Genomic DNA, 16,638 nt, shown 5'->3' with positions numbered 1-16,638 from the left:
TCACCCAATTATATGTAAGAAGAGTAAGGATTAGTAATAATTCATGGGGTTGGTGGGCTCACCCTGGAGGAGGACCATAAAGTGGAGATGGGGGCCTGTACTCCAACCCGTTGAACCTACCCTGCCAATCACCTGGCCTTTCTTTACCTCCTGGCCATCCCGGACCAGAATTGCCGACAGGTGGGCGTACATGGTGGACAACCCCCCGCCATGATCGATGACAATGTGATTGCCGTATCCCCCCAGGTAGCCGGTAGATATGACCTGGCCGTCTAACGGGGCAATGATCTCCGTACCCGCAGGAGCCGGGAGGTCAACGCCGTCGTGGAAGCGCCTGGTCTTCAGCAGGGGATGGATGCGCCAGCCAAAGGGAGAAGAAATTGCCGTATAACCCGGCAGCGGCCAGAGCATACCCTTAGTGCCCTCGGGTGATAGCTGGCGCTTGCTTTTGGCTTGCTCAGCCCGAATTTTGGCGGCAATCTGGCGGGCCAGGGCTTCCATTTCATCCAGAGCCGCGGCGACCCGCTTTTTCTCCGCCTCGACCTGGGCCAGAAGCTGCCGCCGGCTTTCCTGGCGGGAAGCCAGCTGCACCCGTTCACCGTCAGCCTGGCGCCGTAGCTGGGCAATCTTATCCCGCTCGGCTTCCAGCTCCGCCTTTCGGGCGGCAATCTTTTCCTTTTCAGCCTTGATTTCCTGAACGAGCTTTATATCACCCTGGGCAATCTTGGACAGGAGTTCCATGCGCACCAGGAAATCTTCCAGGCTGGTGGAATGGAGGAGGACTTCCAGGTAATTTACCTGGCCAACCTGGTAAATATCCTTGAGGCGTCTCCGCAATATATCCATGCGTTTTTCCTGGGCCGCTTCCGCCTGCTGGAGCTCAGCCGTCACTTTACGGACTTTTTCTTGGGCTGCCGCCAGTTCCCGGTCCAGCCTGGCTATCTGAGCCTCCTTTTCCTTGATCTCCTGTTCCAATTGCTGTAGCTGCCGGAGGAGGGCTTCCCCTTCATCATTCTTTTGCTCCAGGAGCTTTTGCTTTTCCTCGATATTCTGCTGGATTTGCTGCTGCTGCTTTTTCAGTTCATCCAGGGTAGCACCGTAGGCTGGTAGCATACCCAGGGCAAAAAACGCCAGCATCAACCAGGCCGTAATTTTATTGCGCATGGCTTCACCTCCCTTCTGCGCTTGATCAGGCTTTCAGGAAACGCCTGATGGATAGAAGGCTGCCCAGGGCACCTACCAGGGCACCCCCGGCCACCAGGCTTAAAACGCTGTTTAATAACAGTCCCCGGTCATTAAGGAGGGGTATGAAAACCAGGGCCGCCCCCGCCCTGGTTAAGAGCAAGTTGTAACCGGTATAAACAGTCAGGGCCGCACACCCTGAACCCGCCAGCCCTAAAAAAAGGCCTTCCAGGAAAAAGGGCCAGCGAATAAACCAGTCGGTAGCGCCTACATACTTCATGATGCTGATTTCCCGCCGGCGGGAGTAAACTGTCAGGCGGATGGTGATGATTATCAGGAAGAGGGCCCCCAGTCCCAGAACGAGAACAATACCCGCTCCCAGCCAGCGCAGCCAGCGTACCACCGCAAAAAGGCGTTCGACAACCTCCTGGCCGTAATTTACCTTTTCTACCCCCGGCAAGGTTGCAATGATCCGCGCCGCTTCGTGAATGGTTTCCGGGTCGTCCACCCGGACCCGTAAATAGTCGGGCAGAGGGTTGACGCCACCGGTAGCTTCCAGCAGCTCCTCCTGCCCACCAAATTGCTGGCTCAATTGCTTTAAACCCTCTTCTTTTGGTACCAGGGTTACCTCCCTCACACCGGGTATGGTCTTAACCTGGTCCCGGATCTGGTAAGCTTCCTGGCGGGGGGTATCAACCTGGAGAAAAGCGGCGATTTCAACATTGGATTGGAGGCTAGAGGCAATATAATTGACATTAAAAACCAGGAGCAAAAAGGCTCCCAGGAGAAACATAGAAATAGCTACGCTGGCTACTGCCGCCAGGCTCATCCAGAAATTGCGCCACAAAGATATACCGGCCTGTTTAAAGAAATAACCGGTCGTTCTAAGCTTCATAACCGTAGGCCCCCTCCCGGTCGTCCCGTACCAGCCGGCCCTGTTGCAGGGCAATAACCCGCTTGCGCATGCTGTTGACAATATCCCAGGCATGGGTGGCCATAATCACGGTAGTCCCCTGGTAATTTATCTCTTCAAGGAGCTTCATTATCTCCCTGGACGTTGCCGGGTCAAGGTTGCCGGTAGGTTCATCGGCCACCAGGATGCGGGGATTGTTGACGATGGCCCGGGCGATAGCCGCTCGCTGCTGCTCGCCGCCGGACAGCTGGTGGGGAAACATCCGCGCCCGGTGGCTCAGGCCCACCCGTTCCAGGGCCTTTTCGACCCGTGGTTTAATTTCCCGGGGAGAAACTTCGATTACGCGTAAGGCGAAGGCTACGTTTTCAAAAACAGTCCATTCGGGTAGTAAGCGGAAATCCTGGAAAACGATACCGATATTGCGCCGCAAAAAGGGCACTTCACTCCTTTTCAGGCGGGCAATACTCCGGCCGCCAATGAGAATCTGCCCCCTGGTGGGCGTTTCTTCCCGGAAAAGGAGGCGGATAAAGGTCGTCTTCCCGGCCCCGCTGGGTCCTACCAGAAAGACAAATTCGCCTTTATCTATCTTCACGCTGAGGTCATCGAGAGCGGTAATATTTGGCGGGTAAACTTTGGTGACATTATAAAACTGGATGAAACTCAAACCTGCACCTCCAGGGGAAAAAGAAAAACAACCACATGGGTTGTTTTCGACACAACTAGCAAAAATCCTTTTGGTTGGTGGTTATTGTTATAATTTGTCTGGCACTATAATAAGTTAGATGGCCGGCACTCCAATCGACACCGTCCACCAGGACTACTGAAGGGACTTATTGATACCTTCCCGGATGATGTCCCCGGCTTCTTCCAGTGTGTTGGCGGCAAATAATTCCTCCATGACGCTGTCCAGCACTTCCAGGCTGGTCATCTCCCGGACTTTCTGCTCCAGGCCGGCTGATGCATCGCCAAACCTCCTCCTGAGGTATTTGCAGATGGCATCCTGTGTTGCTTCAACCTTGCCCCTCGCCTCGCCTTCAGCCCTGCCTTCAGCCCTGCCTTTAATTAACCCGCGCATTTCTGCCTGCTGCTGCATCTCTTCAAGGGTTATTTCCAGGTTCGTAATCATCTTTTCCACCTCCCACGGATTGACTTCGCCAATAATCCTGTCAACCTTTTCCTGTACCGGCTCCGGCAGCCTGGCTTTGAATACATGGGAAAGCCAGGTGGCAAATTGCCTGAATTCATCCCGGCCCAGGTTCTTCAGCCCGCCGGCCAGCTTCCGCAGCCGCCTGATCAATTCTCCCGCGTCCATCTTCTGGTCCAGCGCAAATATGCTGGCAACCAGGTTGGCCGCCTGGTAAAGTTCTTCTACATCGTACCTGTTTATGTCAAATAGGATGTACCGGAAGTCTAATACGTGCTCCTCAAATTGCCGGTACCCGGCCAGTATTTCTTTGAAGTGCAGGGCGGCGGTCCAGTTGTTCGCCCCGTTGTACAGTACCGCCGGGACGACGGCGGGCAGCCGGAATCCCTTGCGCTCCCGCTCGCCCTCCGGCGTGTTGTTGTAAATGTCCCGCCATATCTCTACCATGTACAGCAGCAGCCGGAAGGGCATCAGGTAGTCCACCGTGGACTGCAGTTCCAGCAGAACATAGAATATCACGTCGTTACCTTTCGTCTTCAGACGGTAGACGATATCTGCTTCTTTCTCGCTAAAGTCCTGCAGAATGTAGGATTTCTCCACCCGTACCAGGCTATCTTCATCTATGTCTTTCGTCCATTCCTCATGGACAAAGGTTTTGAGCAATTCCAGAAATGCCCGCTTGCTGGAGAATAGCTGCTTGTATCCTTTGTCGTGGGAATGGTGGGGCTCTCTTTTATCCGGCACGAGTTCATCCTCCTGTAGCTGTATTATACCACATCCAGCAGGGGATTGACATGAAGCGGAACTGAACCGTGTGCCGCCGGTGAAAAGAAAAAGCCCACCGGCGCGGGGCCGGAGGCGCTCGATAAGTTAATAAGTTAGGTGCCCGGCACTACCTTTATAATTGTGGTATACGCCGAGTTCGACAGTTGCCATGTGAACAATAAGCGCAACAGCTTGTTGCGCAAGGGTTTCAGGGATTTGGTTTTTCACAACGCTATTAGAGAGGATCTTCGACACTATAGGGGTCTAGAAGAGTATCATGCTGAGCAAACCCGCTATTACCAAAGAAAGAATGATTCTCTCGATCATGATGAGCACAATGCTACTCATTGAAAGCTTCACATCGGTAGACACCACGATAGGGATGGTTCCGGCAAAAAACAGGATGGTAGATATGGATACCACACCTACGGTATACTTTGCTGCAAGGGGAGCACCGGCTGCGGCGACAATGGAGTTAGGAATGAACATTTCAGCCATGGCAATGGTGCATGCCTTGGAAACCAGAAGCGGTTCTGGTAAGCGCAACGTTGCGGCAAAGGGGTAAAAGATGTAACCCAGGAAATCGAACACGGGTGTCATTTTGGCCAGCACCAAGGCAATCAACCCTACCGGCAATGCAACCGGAAGGAAACGCATGGCCATGACAACAGCGTCCTTGAAGTTGAGCCCTATATGGCGCCACAGATTGCCAGCTGTGGCTGCCTGCTTTATACCCCGGTATAGCGCAGCTCGCCATAAATTATCACTTACCCATTCTTCCGGGGAGGGCTTGCCTATATACGCATCCGGAAGAGTACTTAAAGGATAAATACGCGCTGTTATTGCTGTTACCGCATAGGTCACCAAAAGGGAAGTCCAGAAAAAGGTGTTCCATAACTGCATCAAACCGATGGTCTTGGCTACGATAACCATAAACGTCACCGAAACCGTAGAGAAACCAGTGATAATGACGGCAGCCTCTCTAATGGTATATTTTCCTTCTTTAAGGAGCCGGTTGGTCAGAAACATGGCTATAGAGAAACTACCGACGAACGAAGTTACGGCATCTATTGCGGCCCTACCCGGTAAACGCCACACAGTGCGCATAACCGGGCACATCAGAGTGCCTACTGCCTCCAGCAAGCCATAATTAATGATAAAAGTTAGCAACGCGCCTCCTATTGGAACTATGAAACCCAGCGGTATACATATCTTTTTAAAGAGGAAGGGTAGCATGTCAGGCTGTAACAGACGGGCAGGACCGATCTCAAAGTAGGCCATCAGCCCCAGGGGTATGCCACATAATTTGATAAACGAAAACACCGTGTCGGCCGTACTGCGCCTCCATGTTCCACTATAAAAAGGTTGAATTGCTCCAGCGACGATTAGAGCCAGTGCGGCAAGTGGTGCAATACCGGGCAGAAGCCTGATTATACCCGTCACCAGGTGGTCCAGGGTAATCGAATTGGCGCCCCGCAAATTAAATGGAACGAAGAACAGGAAAATCCCGAACAGGTTAAATAGAAGGAACCTCACTACATTTGGCCAGGACATTACATCATCTTCATGTAATTGCTGCTTTGCTTCGGCTTTAAAGGCAGGTGTGGCGCTCACTCCCGCACAACCTCCTAATTCCGATCTAGTATATCCGTTAGAAATTACATGTATAATTAATATCTTAGAGGTTTTGCGAACTCCTTCACTAACTTGGCCAAGTAAAACCGGACGGAGGACATACGGTCCCACGCCCGGTCATAGTTGCAAGTCACTACTAAGCGTTAGTCTTCGCGGGGGGCTTAGCAAAGAAAATTGCTACGATCGCCAGCAGACTGATCAGTATGTGGATGGTAAAGGCCGGTGTGTAACTCTTGTATGCATCGTAGAGATTGCCGGCTATTAACCCGGACCATACGGCGATAATGTGGCTTATGGTCAGGAGGGTTCCGTTAAGCTTTGGGAATGCCGCCGGACCGAAGTAATTGCCGATCATGGTGGATTGAGTAACGTAATTCCACCCAAAACCTACACCCAGGAGGATCGCCGCTGCTATTGCCAAAGGTAGCTGGGAGGCACCTATGGCTATATAGGAACCCACCAGAGTAGAGCAGGTGCCGATGATAAAGACGTACCGGGCCGGCAAGTAGTCCACCAGAACTCCACCGAGAAGCCTGCCGCCGATGCTGGCAAGGGTGAACAATCCCATGGCCCAGGCAGCGCTGGCGGGCGAAATCCCCAGGCCTTTGAGATGAAGAACCCAATGGGCGGTCATGAAAAAGAAAGGATAGAAGGTGCCTAACGCCGCCACGACAATGAGCCAGTAGGAAGCCGTTCTGTAGGCTTCTTCGGGTTTCCATTGGTAGGTGGTGTGCAGGCCGGATTTCACAGCGGATGAATCTTCGATCGTTCCGTCCGGAACCTGCCCCATATCCTCAGGCCGCTCCCGTACCAAAAGGTAAGCTATCAGGCCCGCTACCACGGCTATTCCTGCGATGAACAGCCAGGCAGTCCTCCAGTTGCCGCCGGTGGCCGCAATGAACCTGTTGACCAGAGGGGAAGCAATAAAACCGCCAAACCCGGACGCTGTCATGGCGATGCCCATGGCCCGGCCACGATAGCGCTTGAACCAGCTGGTTATACAGGTGGTAATGGGCATTATGGTGCTGAAACCTATTCCTGCTCCTATAATACCACCGAAAGCCATCAGATAATGCCAGGGCTGCTTGACCAGGAAAGACATAGATAAGCCGCCTAATAGGATAAGTGCAGAACCTACCATAAAGGTATAACGGGCGCCGATGGCGCTTACACACGCCGCGACAATAAAGGCAGGAACGCCGACAAAGATATTAAGAAGTGTAAAAGCAAAACCATAAGTGCCCCTGCTCATCTGGATCTCCTGCAGCATATAGCTGTTAATGATGGAGCCGCCGTACAGGGGGAACCCCATGTTTAGAAGATAGATAACCCACAGCACTGCTACAAGAGTCCACCCGTAAAACTTCCTGTTTTCACTCATGTTATTCGTCTGCCCCTCCCTTTCTTAATTAAAGTCCTTAGATATCACGCTGCCTACCTACTGCCATCTTGGATAAATCTTAGGCCGGGACCTTCACCTCCTCAAGCTAACTTTGAAATATAAGGCATTAACCAAATCTATACTGTACCCCGAAAGTAGCCCTGGGGTAGTTCCAGCTCGCGATCCCCTTATTTTTGCACATGACCCGGCACGTACCGCACTCAAGGCAGCCTGCGTGATCGAAGCTTACCTCCCCCTCTTGCTCTAGCCGATAGAGGCCTGCAGGACATACCACCAGGCAAGGCTTATCCTGACACGTCCTGCACTTGGACTTATCAAGCCTTATGTGAGGCTCTTTTTCATCCACGTTAAACTTGTTTATGCTTAGCAGTTCAGGAGTATCCATGGCACGAATAGACATCAGATCCTGATCCCCCTGTAGACATCCTTTAGAAGTTGCCATAAGCTCAGGTTAGCCGTACGGAGGGTACCTTTAACCACCTCCAGCAAGCGCGGAGGCACTTCACCGTCTACTGCGAACAAGCGCATAAAAAGCTCTACCGCCATCTGCGGGTATCGTTCATACAGGCGCGGTATGTCAAGCAGGTCCACGTAGCCTCGCACGGCCCTCATGGCCGGCAGGACCTTTAGCTTCTCTAACTCCGAGACATAAGCATCGCCCACTCTGGCCGGGTCGGCCTCAGATAAAACCGCCCTGGCAGCGGCAATACCGCTCAATATGGCCAGGTCCATGCCCCTGATAGTGTAACCGAGGTTGATGACGAAACCGGCGCTGTCTCCTATCAGCAGCATGCCGGTGCGAGAAAGTTTACCGGGAACCCCGCGGATGCCGGCTTCGCTAACCAGGTGCGCAGAGTACTCAACCGTCTCGCCGCCTTCGATAAGCGGATATACGGCAGGGTGCATTTTGAGCTCCTGCAGCAGCCGGTGGACGGGCTTACCCTTGCGGGCCACATCTTCGGGGGAAGCTACGCACCCTAATGATACGCTTTCCCTGTTGGTATAAAGGAAGGCTCCTCCCTTAGCCCCTCCGGTACAGCCGAGGATCAACAGGGCAGCTCCCTCATCCTCGCAGACCCGAAAACGCTCTTTTATAACGTTCGGCGGTAGCGCAATTACCTCTTTGACCCCTACCGCAACGTTGTGGGCGGGGATATCATCAATTAGCCCAGCCTTCTGGGCCAGAAGAGAATTGACCCCATCCGCTGCCACAACTACGTCTGCGTAAACCTCGTCCTCTCCGGCCCTGACGCCCACTACCCGGCCGTTTTCCTCGAGCACGTCGTCCACTCTAATACCACAAGCCAGAATAGCTCCTGCCTCTTCCGCTTTAGAGGCCATCCAACCATCGAGGGTGGCCCGCAGGACAGTGTACGAATTTGGATGAGAAGCTCCTTCACGATTGAATGAAGGATCCTGGTAGGATAGGTTTACGGAGCGGTCACCTGACATGACCATAATCTCTTCGCGGGTTACCTTACGCTCCACCCCACCAGTTACATCAAATTCTTCTCCCAACTCCTTCAGTGCGTGACCATACAGCCTGCCGCCACTAACGTTCTTGGCGCCGGCCGCATCCCCACGCTCCACCAGGAGTACCGCCTTGCCCTCACGGGCCAGAACGTAAGCGCAGGCACTGCCTGCCGGTCCTGCGCCTACGACTATGGCATCAAATTTTTCAGCACTGCTCAATACAATCTCTCCCCTACACGATTTCAGCAATTCTTAAGTGCTTCAATCAGAGCAGGAACTACTTCATACAGATCACCGACGATACCGTAGTCTGCAGCCTTAAATATCGGTGCGTTTTCGTTAAGGTCGATGGCAGCAATGACACGGGAGTCGCGGATACCCACGACGTGCTGAACCTGGCCGGACACGCCTATGGACAGATACAAACGCGGTTTCACCGTTGCCCCGGAAATGCCGATGTATACGTCCGTCGGCAGCCAATTGCGCTCTTCGGCTACACTCCTGGAGCAACCGACTTCCGCACCGATAACTGCTGCCAGGTCAAAAGCCAGCTTCAGGTCTTCCTTCTTTGCGAACCCCATGCCAGCGCACACAATCTTTTCCGCACTACCGAGGTCGGCGCCCTGTTTTTCCACCGATGCGCGCTCTAGAAGAACGGTCCGCTCATCCGGCTGCGCTTCAAGGGTTACCACTTCCGCGCCTGCTCCGGAGGTAGCTGCCGGCTCAAATTTGCCAGCAGGTACGGTGACGACAGCCGGTAACTTAACTCTCTCCTGCTGCACCACGGCTCCACCATAGGCAGGTCGTTCGGTTACCAGCTCCTTTTCCTCGCACACCAACTTCGAGACATCACTGACGAGGGGCCATTTGAGGTAGCCGGCCACTCTAGCCGCCATCTCCCGACCCCTGACAGTGCTGCCTACAATAAAGCCTTCAGCCCCTTCCCGTTCAAGAACGCCGGCTACCGCCTTCGCGTAAGCTTCCGGAAGGTTTTGCCCGCATTCGATCAATAGCACCCTTTCGGCACCCCGGGCAGCGTATTCCTGCGCCGCAGCCGCATCGAAGGCCAGAGCTACAGCTCTCTTACCCGAACCGCGGCAGAATCCTATAAGCTCAATTGCTATCGCAGTCTTATCGGAATAAACCACAAAGGTTCCCGCCATGTTAGATAACCCCTTCCTTCTTGAGGTAGGTAACAAATTCCTTAACCCTGGTTGCAACGTCTCCATCTTTCAAGATGACGTTCTTGCGGTCCATTACGTAGGCAAGTACACCGGTCACGCTCGTCCCTGGCTGTAGTTCCTCCTCTTTCAGGCCCAGGCTTTGGAGTGTAAACTCCTGGGATGGCTTTTTGCCGGCAGCCAGGACCGCTTTTAAGGTGGGAACCGGAGCTTCGTTGATCTCGGGTAGAACGCTTATCACTGCCGGCAGGCTAACCTTTACCTTTTCTATGCAATCCTCAAGCTTGCGCGTTGCTATCAATTGTTCGCCGTCTATCTCCATATCGCACACCGCCGTAACCACCGGCAAGTCCAGCAACGCGCCCAGGCGCGGACCGACCTGACGGGCGTAAGTATCGCTCGCGCCCTCACCGCACACGATCAAGCTGTAGTCGCCAATTTTTTCAGCGGCAGCCGCCAGGACTCTGGCCGTCAACAGCCCGTCGGCCGTACCAGCTGCCGGGTGACCGATCCAGTACACGGCCTCAAGGCCCCGAGACAGAGCATCCTTCAAGGACTGCTTGGCTTCGGTCCCCCCAAAGGTCAAGCCCACCGGACTGGCTCCAAGTTTGGCCGCCGCTCTTATACCCGCCTCTATAGCGTTCTTGTCATATTCACTGATCTTGCGCTGAGCTCTGCTGGTATCGACACTGCGATCCGGGTTCATGCGAATATCTTTCTCATCGATTACCCACTTGTAACAGACAATAACATTGGCCATGTTATTCCCTCCAAAATAACGACTTTACCTTAAATCATGACGCTTCCGGCCACGATACGCTCCGGCTGTTCCATAAGGGTGTCTGAAATTAACACCCCTTTGACATCCCGGAAAAACCTCTCTACCGGAAGTTCCTGGCTGTAACCGTACCCACCGTGGACCTGAATGGCATCGATGCTGGCGGCCTGACCCACTTTGGCGGCGAGCATATGCACCATTGCTGCCTCCGCCTCAAAAGGCTCGCCCTTGTCCACCAGTTCGGCGGTGCTGTACACGGCCAGCCGCACCAAATTCAGGTTTGTCGCCATATCGGCTATCATCTTCTGGATGGCCGGGAACCTGCCGATGGGCTGCCCGAACTGGACGCGCTGCCCGGTGTACTTAACCGACTCAGATAGGGCGGCTTCCATGATACCGGCTGCCTGAGCCCCTGCCGCAATTCTCTTGATGGCAAGGATTTCCTTGACCATCTCCGCAGCCCCATTCTCTGGTCCGAGGAGCCGGTCTGGTGTTACCATAACGCCCTCAAAGGCGATCTCTGCCGTTTGGCATCCTTTCAAGCCCATGGTTTCCACCTGCCGGACGACCCGCAAACCGGGTGCTTTCCCGTCCACAACAAAAGCGCTCATGCCTGCGGGGCCCTTCTCGGATAAGGTCTGGGCTACAACCACGTAGTAGTCGGCCACTCCACCGTTGGCTACGAAGTACTTTGTTCCCTCTAGAACAAAGCCGTCCGCAGTCTTGCGCGCCGTCAACCGGCGCTCACCGCAGCCCGGAGCAGCACCGGACTCGTAGAGGGCGAAGGCACCAAGTTTTTCCCCACTGCACATGGCCGGAAGAAACGATTCTTTCTGTCCGGCTGTTCCCCAGCGAAATATGGCGTAGGTCGCAACGCTATGATTGACGAGGATGGCGCCTACAGACGCGCTAGCCCTCGAAATCTGCTCCACGGCTAGAACGAAGCTGAGGAACCCCGCCTCCGCCCCGCCGTACTCCTGGGTGAACGGAAGCCCAAAGAAATCATGCTCGGCCATCTTCTTTACCAGCTCCCAGGGATGCGTCCCATCCCGGTCGATGGCCTGTGCTTCGGCTTCCACGTACCTTTCGGCAAACTCTTTGGCATTCTGTTGGATGAGGATGTGCTCTTCACTTAGCGGGTATCGCACGTTTACTACCTCCTTTGGCCTTCAAGCCCTGCCCGGCCAGTACACACTATCTGAGCAGGTGGTTGGCGATAACTATCCTCTGCACCTGGTTAGTGCCCTCATAGATCTGGGTAATCTTGGCGTCACGCATCAGCTTCTCGACCCTGGAATCTTTGCTGTAGCCCAAGCATCCCATAATCTCTACGGCTTCTGCCGTGACTTCCATGGCCACGTCACCCGCCAGGGTCTTGGCCATAGCCGACTCCTTAGAGTACGGCAGGCCTGCCTCCTTGAGGACCAGGGCCCTGCGCACCATCAGCCTTGCCGTCTCCACCTTGATGGCCATATCCGCAAGGCGGAACTGGATCGCCTGGTCTGCCGCCAGGGGCTTACCGCCGTCGGTTCTGGTCTTGACATAATTGATGCATTCTTCCAAAGCGGCACGGGCTATGCCCACGGCAATGGACCCGACGATGGGCCTGGCCATGTCCAGAGTCTGCATGGCGATCTTGAAGCCGTCACCCTCTTTGCCGAGAAGGTGGCTTGCCGGTACGCGCGTGTCTTTAAACCGTACTTCCACCGTGTTGGAGGAGCGAATGCCCATCTTATGCTCCTCGTGGCCTATGGCGATACCTTCCCGGTCCCGCTCGACAATGAACGCGCTCAAACCCCTATGTTTGAGAGAGGGGTTGGTAGACGCAAAAACGATGAACACGTCAGCCATGGCACCGGTGGTAATGAAACATTTGGTACCGTTGATTACGTATTCGTCCCCAACCTTCCTGGCTACAGTAGAAACAGCGCCTGCATCGGAACCAGCGCCGGGTTCGGTAAGGGCAAATGCACCCAGGCCTCCTGGCACCAGGATGCCAAAAAAGAGCTTCTTCTGCTCTTCGGTACCGGCTATGAGCACCGGATATGAGCTCAACCCGTTTCCACCCAGGGTAGTCGCGATACCGCCACAGCCGTAAGCAAATTCTTCCATAACAACCGATATGGTTACAGAATCCAGTCCCGGCCCACCATAATCCTTCGGAGCCGTCATGCAGTTAAGCCCTATTTCCTTAACCGCCTTTACGATCGGCCAGGGGAACTCTCCCTTACGGTCGTACTCGTCGGCAACGGGAAGTATATATTCCCGGGTAAACTTACGGGCTAACTCCTGATATTTCTGCTGTTCCGGGGTCAAGAGGAAATCCATCATCATAGTTCACCTACCTCTTTTTAGCCTCAAGTATACTGCGCAGCTTACCCCACTCGGGCAGGAATATCTCCTGTGGCATGCTCTTCAAATTCGGCGCAATGCGTGGGGTAAACTCCATCTTAGATAGAATGTCTTTCTCCAGGTCGACGTTTGGAGCGATCTCGATAAGGGTAAGGCCTTCATCTTCCAACTTGAATACGGCACGCTCAGTAATATAAAGGACATACTGCTTGGTTTTGCGCGCATATTTGCCGCTAAAGGTTATCTGGTCAACATGAGAAACAAACTTCCTTGCCTTCCCTTCCTGCTCGACAATCAGTTGGCCGTCTTTAATCCCCACTTTCAGGCCACCAGCGGTAAAAGTACCGCAAAAGATCACCTTCTTGGAATTCTGGCTGATATTGATAAAGCCACCACAACCCATGACCCTCTTGCCGAACTTGCTGACATTGACATTGCCCTCGGCGTCTACCTGGGCCTGGCCCAGGAAAGCCACGTCAATGCCGCCGCCATCGTAGAAATCAAACTGGGCATGATGCTCAAGGGTTGCTTCGGCGTTGTAGGCGTGCCCGAAATGGGGCAGGCTGGCGGGAACGCCTCCTATGCTCCCTGCCTCAGTAGTCAAGGTAATCAAGTCAACGGCTTCCTCCTCGGCCACCACTGCGGCCACATCGGAAGGCATGCCCACGCCCAGGTTTACCACCGCGCCCGGGATGAGCTCCATGGCGGCGCGGCGCGCAACAATCTTGCGCTCGTCCAAGGGCAGGGGCGGTATCGCCTGCAGGGGAACCTTTATTTCCCCTGCAAAGGCAGGGTTGTAATAGGTGCCCTCGGTCTGATAGTGATACTCCTGATTAGTGCAGACCACGATATAGTCGACCAGGATACCTGGTACCTTTACCTGTTTGGGGTGGAGGGTTCCAGCCTTAGCAACGTGTTCTACTTGAGCGATCACTATACCGCCGCTGTTCTTAGTTGCTTGAGCCAATGGCAACCCTTCAACCAGAATCCCTTCCTTGTCCATGGTCAGGTTGCCGTTTTCGTCTGCCACTGTTCCCCGTATTAAGGCTACGTTGATGGGAAAACTCTTATAAAAGAGGTACTCCTCCCCTTCAAACTCGACGACCTTCACTATGTCTTCCGTAGTTTTGGAGTTCATTCTTGCGCCGTCCACTCGTGGGTCTACAAAGGTCCCCAGACCGACCTTGGTGATGACCCCGGGCCGCTTGGCGGCTATTTCACGCCAGAGATGGATGATCACCCCTTGAGGCAGGTTATAGGCTTCGATCTTGTTTTCTTCCACTAACCTGCACATGTTGGGCGATGAACCTATGATTGCCCCGATCCACCTCTTCACCAACCCTTCGTGGCCTAAGCGGGTAGTGCCTTTCTCTCTCCAGTCGCCCACGGCCGAGCCGTGTACCAGGGTTAGGTCACGAGGATGCCCGGTAGCAAGGTAACGCTTTTCAATAGCTCGGGCAACCTCCTCCGGCCAGCCCGCCAATCCAAAAGCGGCAGCTGCTACTGTCGCCCCATCCGGAATTAGAGCAGCCACCTCGTCTGCGGTTCTGATTTTACTCAATTAGGAACCCTCCTTTGGTCCGTTTTGTGTTGCGCAGAACATGTTTATTCAAAAATCATGCCAGACCGTGAAAGAGAACACTATTATTCATCGGATGCCTCCTTCGCTCCGCAATTATGTACCTCTTGAGGTACATAATAGGTGTTGGGTTGTCGTCTATTATGTGCTATACTGTACTTGGAGCGGTACCATGCCGATGGAGTTGCTATGAAAGAGCGATATTCCCATACTATTGTGTTGGGTATAACAATACATTTATGGGGGAGGTAAAACGGCATGAGTAAGGTGATTGCGGAGATCATAGAGGTACGCGGTGGGAATTGTTCGGCCGGGCACAAAGTCGGGGAGAAATTTATTTTCACCCGTGAAAGAGCTCCAGAACTCTGCCCATGGGCCCTTGGCGCTCTCCTCCCTGCAGCCATGGTGCTCCTTAACAACGGTAATTTTTATTGGGCCAAAGAAGGTGAACCCACGCAATGGGGATGTCCCGATCCTAATACCACTGTAGTTTTTAGTCTCCGCCGGGAGGGCTAATGCGGGAGGATTAATGCATCGGCTGACAGCCATACGGGAAACCCGTTCGAACCAGACGTCGAACTCCCGGATCAAGAGATAAGGCGATGGGCCGGTTTAGGGGTGGTAGAGGTACATCATGGTATTACCTGAATTACTCGGTTCGGATTCTAAAGACGGTCATCACATCGAGCTTAATAAATCCAGTCTACGGGCCGTATTCGAAGGACTGCCGGACCCGATATTCATTATCGACCCATCGGGCACCGTACTGCTCTCCAACTCAACTACCGCCCTGACATTGGGCATGTCTCTAGACCAGTTGATCGGCGCGAATGTCCGTGAACTGGTGGATAAGGGAATTTATAATCGTTCTTACGCCCTCGAAGCCGTTCAAAAGAAGGCCCCCGTGAGCGGCCTGGTCCGAACCCGCCTGAACTTAACCTTTCTCAGCACCAGCACGCCTATCCTGGACGAAAACAACGAAGTCAAGCTTATTCTTACCACGGGCAAGTTCCTTGATTTGGACGACAAGTTCGGCAAGAAGCCGGGCGAAAGGGCCAGACAGGTGCAGGACGTAATGAGCCTGCCGCATGGGCCAAAAGAGCCCCTGACGGTAATCGCCGAAAGCCCGGTCATGCGGCAGGTCCTGCTCAAGGCTTATCGGGTTGCTCAGACCGATACCATCGTCCTTTTAACCGGAGAAACCGGCACCGGTAAGGAGGTACTGGCAAGATACATCCATCGTCACAGCAAGCGGGCCAATGAGGCTTTTATCACCGTTAACTGCGCCGCTTTACCGGAACACCTGGTGGAATCCGAGCTCTTCGGATATGAAAAGGGCGCCTTTACCGGCGCCAAGCCCGAAGGTAAAGCAGGGCTGTTTGAATGCGCCGATAAAGGCACCCTGTTCCTCGATGAGGTCGGTGAACTGCCCATAGGACTGCAGGGAAAGCTCTTACGGGTCCTCGAAACCGGTGAGGTCCGGAGGGTTGGGGGTAACCAGGTGCGGAGTGTAAACGTCCGGGTAATCGCCGCTACTAACAGAAACCTAGAGGATATGGTACGCAATGGTGAGTTCAGAAGCGACCTCTACTATCGGTTGAGCGTGTTTCCCATTCACCTGCCCCCTCTACGTGAAAGACCCGAGGATATTGTCGCCCTGTCCTTTACTTTTCTCGAAGAGTTTAACAGCCGATACGGAGCGGATTGTGAGTTGGACTATCAGGGACTGCAGTCCCTCCTGAGCCACGATTGGCCGGGCAACGTTCGCGAGCTGCGCAATGTTATCGAGCGCATGGTTATCAACTCCTCTATCGAAGGCGTTACCACCCCCCGTCCCGATTACCACGGCGAATCCCCCGCTCTGGCATCCTACAGGATTTTCAAGCTCCTGGGGTTGGAAGGAACGCTCAGAGAGGTCCTGCAAAAGGTTGAAGAACAGTATATCGAATACGTACTCCAAGAATGCGGGGGTAAGATAAGTAAGGCCGCAGAAAGGCTGGGTATATACCGGACCGTCCTGTACCGCAAGCTTAAAGCGTACAAGGAGAAGAAGACACAATAGGTATATTGGTAGTACCGGAAAAAGTATACGGCATGTCGATCAAACGAAGAACAGACCTCGTTGCATTCATATTATTCACCGCTCAAGCCAGCCCCTACACCTTATATTTTCCAAATTATCAATATTACTTTGACTGACCGCCAACTCTACCCTGGTATCCAGGGGGGCGCTT

General features: G+C 53.8%; 14 protein-coding genes. 2 read left to right on the top strand and 12 right to left on the bottom strand.

Features of this window, described 5'->3' with window-relative positions; translation table 11 throughout:
- Positions 1-30: 30 nt before the first annotated feature.
- From E308F_RS05000 to E308F_RS04940, 12 genes are all read right to left on the bottom strand, one after another.
- Positions 31-1,164, bottom strand: a complete 1,134-nt coding sequence (locus E308F_RS05000; protein WP_141263814.1) for a murein hydrolase activator EnvC family protein — start codon at positions 1,162-1,164, stop codon at positions 31-33.
- A 25-nt stretch (positions 1,165-1,189) separates the two neighbouring features.
- Entirely contained in the window at positions 1,190-2,077 is an 888-nt protein-coding gene (gene ftsX / locus E308F_RS04995; RefSeq protein WP_141263813.1) for a permease-like cell division protein FtsX, read from the bottom strand.
- A complete protein-coding gene (gene ftsE / locus E308F_RS04990; RefSeq protein ID WP_216363844.1) occupies positions 2,067-2,759 on the bottom strand; it encodes a cell division ATP-binding protein FtsE in 693 nt (230 codons plus the stop codon). The genes ftsX and ftsE overlap by 11 nt, the downstream gene beginning before the upstream one ends.
- 153 nt (positions 2,760-2,912) lie before the next feature.
- Positions 2,913-3,983, bottom strand: coding sequence for an Rpn family recombination-promoting nuclease/putative transposase (locus tag E308F_RS04985; RefSeq protein WP_141263812.1), 1,071 nt, complete (start codon positions 3,981-3,983; stop codon positions 2,913-2,915).
- 285 nt (positions 3,984-4,268) lie between these two features.
- The gene (locus tag E308F_RS04980; protein WP_216364447.1) at positions 4,269-5,618 is read right to left on the bottom strand and encodes a YjiH family protein; all 1,350 of its coding nucleotides are present in this window, start codon (positions 5,616-5,618) and stop codon (positions 4,269-4,271) included.
- 157 nt (positions 5,619-5,775) lie between these two features.
- The gene (locus E308F_RS04975; RefSeq protein WP_141263811.1) at positions 5,776-7,020 is read right to left on the bottom strand and encodes an MFS transporter; all 1,245 of its coding nucleotides are present in this window, start codon (positions 7,018-7,020) and stop codon (positions 5,776-5,778) included.
- Between the two features lie 420 nt (positions 7,021-7,440).
- Positions 7,441-8,733, bottom strand: coding sequence for an FAD-dependent oxidoreductase (locus E308F_RS04965; protein WP_141263809.1), 1,293 nt, complete (start codon positions 8,731-8,733; stop codon positions 7,441-7,443).
- 23 nt (positions 8,734-8,756) lie between these two features.
- Complete coding sequence (locus tag E308F_RS04960; RefSeq protein WP_172613828.1) at positions 8,757-9,677, bottom strand: electron transfer flavoprotein subunit alpha/FixB family protein; 921 nt, start codon at positions 9,675-9,677, stop codon at positions 8,757-8,759.
- A gap of 1 nt (position 9,678) precedes the next feature.
- A complete protein-coding gene (locus E308F_RS04955) occupies positions 9,679-10,455 on the bottom strand; it encodes an electron transfer flavoprotein subunit beta/FixA family protein (RefSeq protein WP_141263807.1) in 777 nt (258 codons plus the stop codon).
- Between the two features lie 29 nt (positions 10,456-10,484).
- On the bottom strand, positions 10,485-11,621 hold the full coding sequence (locus E308F_RS04950) for an acyl-CoA dehydrogenase family protein (RefSeq protein WP_141263806.1): 1,137 nt from the start codon (positions 11,619-11,621) through the stop codon (positions 10,485-10,487).
- A gap of 46 nt (positions 11,622-11,667) precedes the next feature.
- The gene (locus E308F_RS04945; RefSeq protein WP_253256411.1) at positions 11,668-12,807 is read right to left on the bottom strand and encodes an acyl-CoA dehydrogenase family protein; all 1,140 of its coding nucleotides are present in this window, start codon (positions 12,805-12,807) and stop codon (positions 11,668-11,670) included.
- 7 nt (positions 12,808-12,814) lie between these two features.
- Positions 12,815-14,386 carry an acyl CoA:acetate/3-ketoacid CoA transferase gene (locus E308F_RS04940; RefSeq protein WP_141263805.1) on the bottom strand — a complete coding sequence of 524 codons (1,572 nt, stop codon included), beginning with the start codon at positions 14,384-14,386 and terminating at the stop codon, positions 12,815-12,817.
- Between the two features lie 276 nt (positions 14,387-14,662).
- On the opposite strand from E308F_RS04940, the gene E308F_RS04935 reads away from it, so the two are divergent.
- Both E308F_RS04935 and E308F_RS04930 read left to right on the top strand, forming a co-directional pair.
- Positions 14,663-14,920, top strand: a complete 258-nt coding sequence (locus tag E308F_RS04935; RefSeq protein ID WP_141263804.1) for a TIGR04076 family protein — start codon at positions 14,663-14,665, stop codon at positions 14,918-14,920.
- 118 nt (positions 14,921-15,038) lie between these two features.
- Positions 15,039-16,466: a sigma-54 interaction domain-containing protein gene (locus tag E308F_RS04930; RefSeq protein WP_141263803.1), complete on the top strand. Its 1,428-nt coding sequence runs from the start codon at positions 15,039-15,041 to the stop codon at positions 16,464-16,466.
- Positions 16,467-16,638: the final 172 nt, after the last annotated feature.

It is taken from the genome of Moorella sp. E308F (genome assembly GCF_006538365.1).
GTDB lineage: Bacteria > Bacillota > DSM-521 > Neomoorellales > Neomoorellaceae > Neomoorella.
The sequence above is the reverse complement of the archived record's forward strand: the minus strand, read 5'-3'. Positions and strand labels throughout refer to the sequence as shown.